We start from the raw sequence: 14,194 nt of genomic DNA on the forward strand, positions 1-14,194 counted from the left end.
TTAGGTTGGTGTGTAAACTAAGAATTCAATGTCAATAACAAATCAGCTTCTAGATTTTTATTTACATATATCGTAATGGTTATTATCGACTTTTCTTGAAATTGAACTTCCAGATTGGGACTACCAGATTTTCGTGTCAGTTCTTTCATTTCATTGATTGTTATTGTTTCATTATCATCATTTGCTCCATAATCAAATTTCCAGCTCATTGGGGCAATTTTAAATTCATGTGAACCTGGCTGAATTTTCATTGTCACTTGATAAACACCATCTCCCATATATTCAAATTGCGGTGTTCGTTTTTGGTCTTTACCCCATTCGTTCATGCTTCCCATTAAAAACAACACCTCTCCGGATAAAGGTTGATCATTTAGTTTATCAAGTTTTACCTTAATATCTTCCATTGCAATTTCTAGGCTTTTACCACTAGCCAAACTTTTGGCCAAATTTATAGCGACCACAGGATTAATCTCAATATCAGGTTTAACCCCAACACCTTCGATTCTTCCAGATTTAAAAGAATAATAGTCCGCAATTGGAATTCCTATTTGATAGCCAAAGGGTAAATCATACATTTTTTGGGATAGCATTTGTCCAGATGTAGTTTCCCCTATTAGCGTTATATTATCCAACTGACCCAATGCATCCGCTGTAAACTCTGCTGCGCTAGCGGTTTTAGCACTGATTAGCACAAAAACATCACCCTCAAAATAAGGCTGGAATGGTTCAAATTTTATTCTTGTGAGCGGTTGCTCTTGCACATCTTTCCAAAAGGACCGTATTGACCAACCAAACCAAGGATTTAAATTTTCTATGTTATTAATATTAGGTATTTCATCATTGTTTTTCCACCATTCTTTAGAAACAAATACTCCCGCATCCACAGAATCTTTAAGCAGATGACCGACCAATGGTACACCTGCAAAAGTTCCACCGGTATTGTTCCGCAAATCAACAATCAGAGCATTCGCTCCTTTATCGTCGATTGCCTTGTACGCTTCTGAAATTCGTTCTTTGGTGTCCACGCCTGTCATTGTATTCACAGTAAGGATGGCTGTATTATTATCCCATTCCAAAAAAGCTCCTCTTTCCCCAATGACTAACGAGTCAATAAAATGGGCAATTTCATTGGCTTTTCTTTCCATTTTATTAAGCCGAACGTGGGAAAACGGACCATTCTGCCAAAGGGTATTAAACTTATCCATAAAGTCGTCCTTGGAGCAAGCATCATTTACAAGTTGTCCCACTTTGTTGGTGATTTCCAAATATGCCGATTCTTCCAGCTCGTTTTGATTATAGTGATACTTGGAAATGAGTGTTGCTATACTATCAGCAAATACAGATAGTTCATTTATTAATTCTGGATTCCGACTTTTGCAGGGACTTGAATTGCAGGAAATTGTTAGAACAGTAATTAAGAATAGACTTAAAACTCGCATAGCTCATTCGATTTGAGCCGCAATATAAATCTGTGTTTTTCAATAAGGTTCAAGATTATAATTTCGAACTAAAATTTAATCTATTGACCTAATCTGCTTTTTGTTCCATCTCTCTAAATTGGGAAGGGGTAACCCCAGTACTTTCCCTAAAAATAGTGTTGAAACTTGACTTTGAAGAGAAGCCGGAGTCATACATTATTTCGGATATGGATTTCTGTGATTTTGAATACCTCTTCAACATTTCTTTTGCGTGGTCAACCCTAAACATGTTGATGTATGTTGAAAAGTTTACATTGAAATTGGAATTAATGGTACTTGAAAGCGCTTGGGGTGTAGTATTCAATCTATTGGCCAAATCTTCCAATGTCAAATTTGGAAGTAAGTACGATTTGCTCTCCATGAGATGGGTTCCCAGACTTTCCTTTAAATTCAAATTTGCCGAAAGGTCTTTCAAATGGTCTCTCCTATTTTCCCAACGATTTCCCTTAGTCTTCGCAAATACCGAGGAACTGGTTCTAAAAAGTTCTGGCTGATTAAATGCTCGATAAAACATCCAAGAAATCAATACAATCAAACCTACATGAACAATCGAAATCCCAAATGGGGAAAAGAAATAAAAAATCGTTTGGTCGATAAGATCAAAAAAAATCAGAGCGATAAAGAGGCCCATAAAGTACTTTAACCATTCTAATGTATCATTGGGTTTCTTCCACCTTCCGGATTTTAACATCCGGCCAAATCTTATAATAAGTTTTGCCTCAACAAAAGCGTATATTACCAAGGAGAGATACATAATTATTGCAAACACTCGAGTGCTGTCAGGAATAAAAGTCAAACCAAGGACAACCAGGATTGGAGGTAGGAAGTGAAGCATGTCCCTCACCCGTAACCTGTACCTTGAATCAACTAAGTAAATGATGTAGAAATAAATACTGGGGCCATATAAAAATCCGAATACTGTATTATACTTAATCCAATCATTGGGCAGTAATTCACTTTCAGTCAGAGCAATAAAAAAGAACTGAAACGCAATAGCCAATAAAAATACCGACAAGAAAATATTTGCAGTTAATCGGTTTCCGCCTTGAAACAAAAGTATAATTGCAAAAAGAAAGCTTAAAGCTATTATAACATTGTGCATTCTTATCGTATATATATTTTGGGAAAAATATAATTCTTTTTGCTTACCCTATCGCATTCTTTTCATCAAAAGAACTTAGTTAAAAAATTAGCCGAATCCAAATAGGGTACCTATTCGGTGAGCATAAATTTGCGAAAGGTCGAAAGACCCTTATTTATTGGGGTTTTCAGAGACAGGTTCTAGTCCCTCCGGTTCCATAATTTTTTAAAAAACAAATCTTATGTTCTTTTCAAATAGTTCTGAGGATTTATTTTGGCAATTTTATCAAACTCTTCTGTAGTAAGTTGACTTGAAGTATCGGAGACTAGACCCTTTTCTGAAGAGTGGTTTCTAACTACAAAAAAATCAGTACCAAACAGCACCTTATCACCAAGCTCAGGATTATTGATGGTCTGTCTTAACAGCGGAAATATTTCTTGGTTATGTAAAATGTAGCTAATGTCGGCATACACATTGTCATAACGAATCAGCATACTGCAGATAATGGAATACCAATCCACATATTTCCAACAGTCCTCTAATTTCTTCCAACTAAAGTTACCTGTTTTAGTATGGATGAAATCTATACCTTTCGTTGGGTTTTTGATCAATTCTTGTGCATAATCGTATCTGTCATACTCCAAATATTTTTCCCATTGATCTTCACCCCCAAAATGGGCCAAACATATTTTTAGCTGGGAAAGATCCCGTTTGAGTTTTGTTTTTCCATCGGTATAGCCAAAAAGATTTTTTGTGGTCTCTGTGCCTTGGCCAACCCAAACCCTCAACAATTCTTCTTCCAGTAGTACTAAATAATTTAGCGGATGGGTAAAATTGGTGCAAAAATCTTTATTCTTCCACTCAGGAAGTAACAAGAGGCCAGTTTCTTTGTTTTTTAGATTGATGTATTCCTTAAAAATTGGATGCTCATCCCATGCCTTTATCTTTTTGCCTCTATAAAAAATAGTCCCTACAATGCAATGCGTCATAATTGGTATCTGATGCTCAGCGGCATACAACCATAGCGGCAATAAAACCTCATCGAACGGATAGTATCCCAGTGCTGGATACATTTTGAAACCTGAGAACTTTTTATCCTCTATATATTCTTTAATGAAACAATCCTTAAGGTTTATTTTACCCGAAGCCTCTTCAAAATCATATTGAAAATGACCTTTGTCTTCAGTCATTCTTCTGGGTTCAACAAAAACGAAAGGCAAAAATGCATCTTTATTGGTACTTTCCTTTTTTATTCTAGCCAGTTCCGCCATTTGGTCTTTATACAGACTCCCTTTTTTTAAAGGCCCTGCCCCCATGTATTCCATATCCATTGGAAGTACCACAAACTTACTTCCTGGTTCATATTGTTGAATCAGCTTAGAGAATGTTGTACTCTGGTCTTCGTAAATGGCAAACCTTCCCAACAAAACATAACGACCTATTAAATCACGTGTCATTTTGCCTGGTAGCAGCGACAAAAATTTCAATGATTTTTTAGCAATAAACCAAAGTAGGTTTCTGCCAGATTTTACGAACAACACCACTATCGCCACTAAAAGTATTTGTAATGGCAGAGATTTGATATTCCATAGTAAATAGTGTTCATTAAGCCAAGTCCTAATTTGATGAATAATCTCATATTCCTCATCAACTCTAAGCCAAGCCAATACAATGAAGAGTGCATGAATGGTAATGGCAACTTTGATCGCCCCTTTAATAATCCTGAGCACAATATTCCTTTGAAAAGCAATTTTCCTTTTCACTTTGTTTCTGCGTTGCTCAACTTGTGGATCCTTAAATTCTGCCCTTTTTTTGTTGATAAACGTTTTGAAAATCCAGAGAATAAAGGGAACTGTCAAAATTCTATAGAGTGGCCACGGAATAAATGTTTTCGCTAAGTATGGAGGCACATGCTCCCCTTTAAATATATGGGTATGGCAATTGATAATTGGTCTTTCGTTGTCACTCATCTCAACTGTATTTATTTCTAACCTTCCTATTTAAAAGCCTTTATGGTGATTCGTTTTGGACTCAATCTTTTTAGAAAGCCACTAAACCGATTCTTCATTTAAATTAAAAAATGATCTGTGAAATATTGGTGATTGGATTTCTTCCTTGAACAGATGATTCATTATCTGATTGCACAAATGAGTCTGTTTCCCGTAAATCTTGAAATTGTAGATTGGTAACTGATTCCAATTCTTGCAATGAAATCTGGAAATTCCTAAAATCTCCAAATACGGTTTCTGTGATGGTATCTGAAACCTGAACAGACTGAGATGTTAAGTAGCTGCTTGAAGAAATTTTCCCATCTGGCCTCCTATAAATAACAACTTTCCAAAACTCGATTGGCACTTGTACCTGAAAACCCGTTGGGGTCATATAAATTGGATCGTCATTTTTAAAAACGGGTCCGCTCATTACAGAAATTTTCAATTTACCATTACCCGCATTATTGCCAATAAAATCTTCAATATCTCCCCAATCCCCTCCTCTATTGAATCTAAAATGTTGTAATGCCGCATTGGTATAATGAAAAGTATCATGATGTGCCTCTACCGCTTCTTCCCTTACATCTCCCCAACAAACATCTGTCCTTTTAACCAAATGCCCGCGGTCGTATGGATTATCAATCCCTTCATGCTTTCTATAAAATTCATTGTCAAGTTGTGCTTTTTCGTCAATTCTAGGATCCAGTACCCAATCATTATTAAATTCTTTATTGGTAATTGTAATCCTTTTGTTTTCGTCAATATTAACGCAGGTGAAAAAAGGCATCCTCCGTTCGGCATTCATTACAATGCTAAATTTGTCATAGGTCAGTACATGTCGTTGATCATGTGCCATTTTATTCCTTGCAACTTTTTGGTAATCTACATTGGTCAACCATGGAATGTTGACTTCTTCACCCAAAAAGTTTTTATCATAGCCTGTTCTATTTACATAATTTGAATTGGGCTTAACGCCCTCTTTATCAATGATAGTAGTATCTACACCAAAACTGTCCATCTCCGTAGGAAATATTCCTGAGGGAATTCCAACTGATAATTCCAATGGGATTGTAAGTTTTATTTGGTTGTTAACAATCCTTGAACCTAGCTGCGATATACTGGTCTGTTGTGTGGTTTTAGCTGGCGTAGCAGAGTTGATGCTTCTGGCCGAAACTTCTGCATCAACTGCTCTCCATCTGGGATGCCAAAAATTACGTTTCGAAATTTCCTTATCAAAATTAACTCCCGCATCAACCACAAAAGAGTCTGAGGCCAATTGTCTTGTAGGGACTGCAAAATTTGAATCCAAATACCTTCCGGCAAAATGCAACCCAACCGCATCACCTGTTGTTAGATCAACAAGAATTGACCCACTTGCACCGGGCATGGTAGTGGAATTATGTGCCAAAGATTGCACAACATTATCATAACTCCTGATTGTTCTTGTACCTGTAATTTTCCCTGGCAATAACCTTTTAATATTGAACACACCATTAAAAACCTTCTTAAGTTTTTCCGCAGGCACTCTGTTATCAATGCCAGGATAACCTATTACCGCTATATTTCGGTTTATAAGATTTGGGATTTCTTCGGTACTCAATCTAACTGGTTTTCTATCTCCTCTAATGCCTGCGACCTTTATTAAAGCCATGTCCCAATAAGGATGAATCATTTCAACACTTAAAAAATCTAAATAAAACTCGTTGTTGGGCTCGCTATTTTTTTCTTCCTTAAAATCAATGCCAGCAACCTGGCCTGGAATGAAGTTTAATCCTTTTATTCCCAATCCATATGAAAATAATTCAGCCACATGTCTATTGGTCATAATCAAATTTTCCCCTACGATAAATCCTGTACCCGCAAAAGCCATATTGGAAATATTGGGAACCTCAATTCTTCCAACTGATGGAATTATTGATTCAAGCATTTTTCTGTACTTTTCCTCACCCAAAAAACTCCACATACCGCTTTGAATTTCGTAGGAATCTCCTTGTATATCTATTACAGGACTGATATCGGAATTGATAATCGCTTCAATCTGAATTGTTTCCTGAGAAGTAAGCTCTGGCTGCGTTTTAGACAGTTTTCGCATGCCTGTCAATAGGTGTTTTTCTTTCCTCGAATTTAATTCTGGAAATAACTTCATTCTACAAGATTCATCATCGCAAATTTCCTCAATAGTATTCGGCAAAGCGTTTTCTATGTACGACTTAATCAATTGACTCCGTTCCGTACCTTCAATTTTTACTTTCATCGGTTTTACTTCAGTAACTTTTGATTTATTCTATCAGAGAAACTATGGTTTATAGTTAAAAAATCTAAGAAATGTTGCCAACGGCAATTCTTTAAAATTCACATCCCATATATCAAGGGATTTCTACCAAAACAAAGAGGGAATATTTTGTAAATGCTTCTGAGGCCATTAAAAATAATGAATCATGTTCTAAAGCAACTATAGATTACCCCCATAAAAACTAGGGTTTTCCTTCAAAACAGGTTAAGTTTTTGTAAAATTCCCCATTTGGTGGCCTTTTACTTTATCCCTAATTTCATGGTTCATTATTTGGAAGCGTGTATACCATTATCGACATAGAGACCACTGGGAATGGCATCAAGGGAAATAAAATTACCGAGATAGCCATTTTTAAGTGTGATGGAACACAGATTGTAGAGGAGTTTACATCTTTGGTAAATCCGCAATCCCCAATTCCGTATTTCATCACTGGTCTTACTGGTATTGATGACCAAATGGTACAAGATGCACCGCTCTTTTCTGAAATTTCGGAGCAAATATTGTCCATCACGGACAATTGTATTTTTGTGGCACATGCCGTAAATTTTGACTACGGTGTGATCAAAGAGGAGTTTCGCCAGATCGGGGTTGATTTCGTAAGGAAAAAGCTTTGCACTGTTCGGCTATCCCGAAAATTGATTCCAGGTTTACATTCCTATAGTTTGGGAAAACTATGTTCTTCGGTCAATATCCCTCTTACCGATCGCCATAGAGCCAGAGGAGATGCACACGCCACCACCCTTTTGTTTCAAAAACTGCTCAATACTCCCAATGCTGAGGAGATATTTCAAAAATTCTTGAATGCTCGTAGTCAGGAAGCTACCCTACCTCCCCATTTACCTAAAGCGGTTTTTGATGCCATTCCGCCAAAACCGGGAATCTATTACTTCAAAAACCAAAAGCGGGAAATTATTTATGTGGGCAAGGCCATCAACCTAAAAAAAAGAGTGTTGGGCCATTTTTATGACAAAAGTGTCAAGGAAATAAGGATGTGCAGTGAAACAGCGCATATCGATTTTAAACTTTCCGGTAGTGAACTGGTGGCACTGCTCATGGAATCTGCTGAAATAAAACAGCATTTTCCAATGTACAACAGTGCACAGAAAAGAACGGTGAAACAATATGCCATTTTTCAATATGAAGACAGAAACGGCATCATGCATTTAGCGTACAACACCCTAAAGGGTGCGCCCAATCCCATTAAAATCTTTTATAACCAAACGGATTGCAGAGCATACCTGGAAGAAATGTGCAAAAATTTTGCGCTATGCCCCAAATATTGTCATCTTCAACAAACCAATGGGGCTTGTTCACATCATGAAATAAAGTCCTGTGAAGGTATTTGCACAGCCACTGAATCCATAGAAAGCTATAACCAGAAAGTCGCGGAGGCCATTGCGAACATGAAACTGTTGGAATCTGAAATACGGGTTATCAAAGAAAAAGGACGAGATTTGAATGAAAGTGCTGTGGTTTTGATTGCCCAAGGCATTTACAAAGGTTATGGGTTTATTGACCATGAAACAGAAATTTCTACTTTGGAGGATATTGAAGCCCATATCATCCCTCAAAAAAACACTTTGGAAACCCAACGAATTGTGGAATCCCTATTGCCTAAACTTGAATCCTTTGTACTGCAATCTACACCGTCAGTTTCACCTTGAAAACGGCATCTGTATCGCTTAAATATTGAAATCCTTCATGAAGTTTATGTTGTTGAACAGCATAAGGATAAAACGTAATTGGCTCAATACAAACCATATTATGAACCTCTGTCCAGCACATGAATTGGCCAAAACCTTCGGTTTCTATACTAATATTCTTTTCATCTTTTAATGTTATTGCTGTACAATCGGGAACATGAAGAGCCCTACTGCCCACTTCCAAAACTTCATCCAGCGTTATTTCCTTATCATTTGCAACGATTTTAGGGGATGTAGCATGAAGTTTAAAGGCAGGATGATACCCAAGCATAAAAGGCATGTCCCTTTCGCCAGAAACCTGAAATTCAACAACCAAACTATTGCCTTGCAATTCAAATGTTTTTTGAAATCGAAACGAATAAGGCCACATTAACCATGGTTTGGTGGACTTATCAGGGAATTTTGAATTTTTTATGGGTGTACCCGCTTTATATTCCTTTTGAAATCGAGCCTTGGTTTCAGAGCTATCGATCAATGTGTACTCCAATTCACGTAACAGCCCGTGTTGGTCCTGTACGGCGGTCCCTTTAGGAACCTGCACGTTGAAACCTGCCTCATTTACAGGCCCGATAATGGGAAACATTTCCGTATCTGAACTTCTCCAGCCCGGACTACCTTTTTGATGAATGAATTCATGCCCGTCCACTTGAAAACTGACCAATTCTCCTTGATCAATTCCTACCTTTGAACTTTCATTTTTAAGCTCAACCATTATTTTGTATTGATAAGTCTATAGATTAGCAATGCATTTTGTCCCGAAATTATCAAATTTTAGTCGATAAACCCTTGCTCCCGCATCCAATCATCATTAAACATTTTACCTACATAGCGACTTCCATGATCATGAAACAACACTACAACCACATCATCCTTGGAAAAACGTTCTTTAAGCTGCAATAATCCTTTGATGGCAGCCCCAGCGGAATTCCCCAAAAACATTCCCTCCTCCTTGGCCAAACGCTGGGTGTAGACCGCTGCATCCTTATCGGTTACCTTGGTAAATCCATCTATGATATCAAAGTTGACATTTTTGGGAAGGATGTCTTCACCTATACCTTCTGTGATATAGGGATAAATTTCATTTTCGTCAAAAATTCCAGTTTCATGGTATTTTTTAAATACGGAACCATAGGTATCTATTCCCCATACTTTTATTTTGGGGTTTTGTTCTTTCAGATAGCTTCCAACCCCGGAAATGGTTCCCCCAGTGCCTACCCCAACCACAAAATGCGTGACCTTTCCATCTGTTTGTTTCCAGATTTCAGGTCCTGTGGTCAGATAATGCCCTTTGGTATTACTAGGATTGTCATATTGGTTTACATACCAGGAATTTGGAATTTCAGTAGCGAGTCTTTTTGCAGTAGAATAATAACTCCTTGGATCATCTGGAGCAACATCCGTAGGACATACATAAACCTCGCTCCCCATGGCCTTCAAAATATCTATTTTTTCCTTGGATTGTTTGTCACTTATCACGCAAATCATTCGATATCCTTTGACAACTGCTGCCAAGGCCAGTCCCATACCTGTATTGCCAGAAGTGCCTTCTATAATGGTTCCGCCTGGCTTCAAAATTCCTGAAGCTTCTGCATCTTCCACCATTTGAAGTGCCATTCTGTCTTTTACGGAGTTTCCGGGATTAAAGGTTTCATACTTTGCCAAAACCAAACAAGGTAGCTCCACGGTAAGTTTATTGAGCTTTACCAATGGCGTATTGCCGATGGTTTCCAGAATGTTTTTTGCATATTCCATAATAATGACAAAGATAATTTTTTGCTTTAGGTGATTATGTCAACAAAAAACAAAGTTCCTTTCAGTCGATACTGAAAGCCTATTCAAATTTTATCGCCTTGACAGGCGTGATTTTTGTGATGATGTAAGAGGGCAACAACAGCATCAAAAGGCAGAGCAACATCACCCCTAAATTGAGTAAAACCACAGCAGGCACATCAATATACACCGGAATGTAATCAATATAATATTCCTCAGGATTAGGAAACTTGAATACTCTATACTTGTTTTGAATAAATAGAAGTCCCAGACCAATCATATTGCCCCATAGCAAACCAATCCCAATCAAGTAAGCGGCGTTGTACAAAAAAACCTTACGAATACTCCAATTAGCAGACCCTAAGGCTTTTAATATTCCTATCATTTGGGTACGTTCCAGAATCAATACCAGCAATGCAGTGATCATATTGATGCCCCCAACAACTATCATAATCCCAATGATCAAGGCAATATTGAAATCGAAAAGACCTATCCATTCAAAAATTCGATAATATTTGGTCTTGATATTCTGGGTATCCAAACTAGAAATGGTCTTCCCGTAGATTTCATTGCTTTTCTGCTCCAACTGGTCAAAATCTTCCAAGAAAACTTCAAAATTTCCTATTTGATTCTCATCCCATTTATTCATGCGTTGTATGTGACGGATATCCACAAAAACATAAGTGGCATCAAATTCTTCAAAACCACTATCGTAAATGCCAACAATTTCAAATTTTCGGTTATTGGGCACCCTCGAAGCATCTCCCTCCTTTAAAAAAAAGGAAAAGAAGGTATCCCCTACTTTCAATTGTAGACGATTGGCCATCAATTTGGAAATCAAAACCTCGTTGTTCAGCTTTCCGCTGTAATCAGGAATCCTTCCATCAACAATATATTCTTTAAAAACAGACCAATCGTAATCTTTACCAACACCTTTGGCCAACATACCTTCAAAAGTATCCTCAGTTCTAATAATTCCACCTTTGGTGGCAACAGCTTGCACGTGTGCAATACCTTCCACATCATTGAACTTGGGATAAAAATCTTGATCACGGTCAATGGGTGAAATAGAAACCTCTGAATTGTTGTTATCGAAATTGGAAATCTGAATATGCCCATTAAAAGCAGCTACCTTTTCTCTGATTTTTTGTTTTAAGCCAACCCCAGTTGCTATGGCAATGAGCATCATGACCACTCCAATGGCAATTGCGGCAATGGCAATTTTTATAATAGGGGCGGAAATACTAATTTTATGTTCCTTCCCTGTTATCAGGCGTTTGGCAATAAACAATTCTAAATTCAACGAATGCCCATTTTTTCTATTTCCAAAAGTACAGTTTTCTTATTGTTTTTGATTTTTTCTTCTTGCAAGGGACAACAAAAGAAAGAGAAAATTCCAATTCACAGTGGTGCAAAGGATACTATCCCCAAAATACGTGTGGCTGCAAACAGAACGGAATTGCTTTTGCCTTTACTTCAAGATAAAAATGTGGCAATAGTTGCCAACCCCACCAGTGTTATTTTTCATAAAAAAGGATATACCCATTTGGTAGATTCCCTGATTTCGTTAAAGGTCAATATTGAAAAAGTATTTGCCCCAGAACACGGTTTTAGAGGTAAGGCCGATGCTGGTGAACACGTAAAGGATGGTATGGACACCAAAACAGGATTACCTATTGTCTCGTTGTATGGAAAAAATCGAAAACCTTCAGCTGCACATGTAAAAGGTCTTGATATAGTACTTTTTGATATTCAAGATGTGGGTGCTAGGTTTTACACCTACATTGCCACTTTACAATTGGTGATGGAAGCTTGTGCAGCAAATAATATTCAAGTACTTGTTTTAGATCGCCCCAATCCCAACGGTCATTATGTGGATGGCCCCACCATGAAGCAGCAACATACCGGTTTCTTGGGAATGACAACCATTCCTTTGGTGCATGGAATGACCATTGGCGAGTATGCGCAAATGTTGAACGGCGAAAAGTGGTTGGCAGATGGCATTCAGGCTAATTTAACGGTGATTCCCATGGAAAATTACACCCACGCCTCTGAATATCATTTACCCATAAGGCCTTCCCCCAACTTGCCCAATGATGTTTCGATAACTCTTTATCCAAGTTTGGGTCTTTTTGAGGGTACCAATGTGAATGCTGGTCGCGGAACCGAGTTTCAGTTTCAACGTTACGGTGCTTCCTTCATAGATAGCGCCCAATATAACTTTAGTTATATTCCCAAGCCCAATTTTGGTTCTAAACATCCTAAAGAAGAAGGTAAAATATGTTTCGGCAAGGACTTGTCTCAAACCCAACGCATGCAAGAGGTATCGTTACAATGGTTGCTAGATGCCTATCAAAACACCTTGGATAAGTCTAAATTCTTTATAACAAGTGGCTTCACCAAACATGCGGGGACCACAGTATTGCAACAACAAATTGAAGCTGGGCTTACCGAAGCTGAAATCAAAGCTACATGGCAGGAAGAACTCGAAGCCTTCAAAAAAATCAGGGAAAAATATCTAATGTATGATTAACCATCCGTAGTAGGTTTTCTGTATTTATGAAAAGGTTGTTTTAGCAACCCTTTAATACTACTGTTTTCCTTCTCATCGGGAAAAGTATCCACGCCATACACAATTTTATCGTTGTCCATCGTCATAAACGTACCGAAAATGCGATCCCATATGGCAAAAATATTTCCGTAATTGGAATCGGTGTAAGGTAATTTATAATGGTGGTGCACTTTGTGCATATCAGGACTTACAATTAACCAGCTGATAGCTGTATCTATCTTTTTGGGTAATTTAATGTTAGCATGATTGAACTGTGAAAGCACCACGGACAAACTTTGATACAGCATGATAATCCCTACCGGAGCGCCCACAACGAAAACACCTATTAAAGTGAAGGTATAACGAATAAGACTTTCCAACGGATGGTGTCTATTGGCCGTTGTAGTGTCCACATTATGATCGGAGTGGTGTACCAAGTGAACCATCCAAAGCGGTTTTACTTTGTGTTCCATCCAATGTGCTGTATATGCCCCTATTAAATCCAACAATAATACCCCAAGCAATACATATAACCAAAGTGGCATTTCTGGAAGCCAATTAATAACCCCAAACTGATTTTCAATGGTCCAATCGGATGTTTTCAACAACAAAAAAGCTAAAGGAAAATTCACCAAAATGGTAGTTAGGGTAAAGAAAAAATTGGGAACGGAATGTCTCCATTTTTTGTAGGGGACATTGAATAAGGGTACAATTCCTTCCAAAATCCAAAAAAAGGTAATCCCTCCGACCAAAATAAGACTACGATGCCACGAGGGGATGGTTTCGAAGTACGTAATTATCTGTTCCATAAGTCTAAAGATAAGAAAACCTTAAAGTTTGACCCTCTCCTTCATAGCTTCCACAATATTGAAAGCCGCAGGACATATAGTTACATTTTTTAATGTAAGATTGGCAATTTGCTGAAACTTCTTTCGGTCTGTATGAGGGAACTCCCTACATGCTTTTGGTCTAACATCATAAATAGAACAGTAATTATCCTCTCCCAAAAAAGCGCAGGGCACTTTTTGCAGTACATAATCATTGTCCTCGTCAATTCTTAAGAATTGATCTATAAATTGTGACGGTTTCAACCTAAAATGTTTGGCAATGCGCTCAACATCCATATTGGTAAAAAGCGGCCCAGTGGTCTTGCAACAATTGGCACATTTTAAGCAATCTGTGCGCTCAAATTCTGCTTCATGCAGTTCCTGCATCACGTAGTCCAAGTCCTTTGGAGGACGTTTTTTGAGTTTCCCGAAGAACTTTTTGTTCTCAGCGTGCTTTTCTTTGGCCTTTTTAGGCAATTGGCGCAATTCTTCTTCCATAC

11 protein-coding genes are annotated in these 14,194 nt (G+C 37.8%); 2 read left to right on the forward strand and 9 right to left on the reverse strand.

Annotated elements, in window-relative coordinates; translation table 11 throughout:
* Positions 1–17 precede the first annotated feature (17 nt).
* From HJC33_RS15945 to HJC33_RS15960, 4 genes are all read right to left on the reverse strand, one after another.
* Entirely contained in the window at positions 18–1,439 is a 1,422-nt protein-coding gene (locus HJC33_RS15945; protein WP_171659848.1) for a S41 family peptidase, read from the reverse strand.
* Positions 1,440–1,527: 88 nt separating this feature from the next.
* The gene (locus HJC33_RS15950) at positions 1,528–2,580 is read right to left on the reverse strand and encodes a helix-turn-helix domain-containing protein (RefSeq protein WP_171659849.1); all 1,053 of its coding nucleotides are present in this window, start codon (positions 2,578–2,580) and stop codon (positions 1,528–1,530) included.
* Between the two features lie 218 nt (positions 2,581–2,798).
* Complete coding sequence (locus tag HJC33_RS15955; protein ID WP_171659850.1) at positions 2,799–4,529, reverse strand: amidohydrolase family protein; 1,731 nt, start codon at positions 4,527–4,529, stop codon at positions 2,799–2,801.
* A 103-nt stretch (positions 4,530–4,632) separates the two neighbouring features.
* Complete coding sequence (locus HJC33_RS15960) at positions 4,633–6,804, reverse strand: DNA/RNA non-specific endonuclease (protein ID WP_171659851.1); 2,172 nt, start codon at positions 6,802–6,804, stop codon at positions 4,633–4,635.
* A gap of 317 nt (positions 6,805–7,121) precedes the next feature.
* On the opposite strand from HJC33_RS15960, the gene HJC33_RS15965 reads away from it, so the two are divergent.
* Positions 7,122–8,507: an exonuclease domain-containing protein gene (locus HJC33_RS15965; protein ID WP_171659852.1), complete on the forward strand. Its 1,386-nt coding sequence runs from the start codon at positions 7,122–7,124 to the stop codon at positions 8,505–8,507.
* Here HJC33_RS15965 and HJC33_RS15970 read toward each other — a convergent pair.
* The 3 genes from HJC33_RS15970 to HJC33_RS15980 all read right to left on the reverse strand — a co-directional run bounded on the left by HJC33_RS15970 (position 8,485) and on the right by HJC33_RS15980 (position 11,619).
* The gene (locus HJC33_RS15970) at positions 8,485–9,258 is read right to left on the reverse strand and encodes an aldose 1-epimerase (RefSeq protein ID WP_171659853.1); all 774 of its coding nucleotides are present in this window, start codon (positions 9,256–9,258) and stop codon (positions 8,485–8,487) included. The genes HJC33_RS15965 and HJC33_RS15970 overlap by 23 nt on opposite strands.
* Before the next feature lie 59 nt (positions 9,259–9,317).
* Positions 9,318–10,298, reverse strand: coding sequence for a PLP-dependent cysteine synthase family protein (locus HJC33_RS15975; protein WP_171659854.1), 981 nt, complete (start codon positions 10,296–10,298; stop codon positions 9,318–9,320).
* A 79-nt stretch (positions 10,299–10,377) separates the two neighbouring features.
* Positions 10,378–11,619: an ABC transporter permease gene (locus tag HJC33_RS15980; protein WP_171659855.1), complete on the reverse strand. Its 1,242-nt coding sequence runs from the start codon at positions 11,617–11,619 to the stop codon at positions 10,378–10,380.
* Positions 11,620–11,622: 3 nt separating this feature from the next.
* Between HJC33_RS15980 and HJC33_RS15985 the strand changes: the two genes are divergently transcribed.
* Entirely contained in the window at positions 11,623–12,849 is a 1,227-nt protein-coding gene (locus HJC33_RS15985; protein WP_171659856.1) for an exo-beta-N-acetylmuramidase NamZ family protein, read from the forward strand.
* Here HJC33_RS15985 and HJC33_RS15990 read toward each other — a convergent pair.
* Both HJC33_RS15990 and HJC33_RS15995 read right to left on the reverse strand, forming a co-directional pair.
* Positions 12,846–13,676: a sterol desaturase family protein gene (locus tag HJC33_RS15990; RefSeq protein ID WP_171659857.1), complete on the reverse strand. Its 831-nt coding sequence runs from the start codon at positions 13,674–13,676 to the stop codon at positions 12,846–12,848. The genes HJC33_RS15985 and HJC33_RS15990 overlap by 4 nt on opposite strands.
* Before the next feature lie 21 nt (positions 13,677–13,697).
* Entirely contained in the window at positions 13,698–14,192 is a 495-nt protein-coding gene (locus HJC33_RS15995; protein WP_171659955.1) for a YkgJ family cysteine cluster protein, read from the reverse strand.
* Positions 14,193–14,194: the final 2 nt, after the last annotated feature.

Origin of the sequence: Flagellimonas amphidinii, assembly GCF_013090115.1 — a bacterium.
In the GTDB taxonomy this organism is placed as follows: domain Bacteria; phylum Bacteroidota; class Bacteroidia; order Flavobacteriales; family Flavobacteriaceae; genus Flagellimonas; species Flagellimonas amphidinii.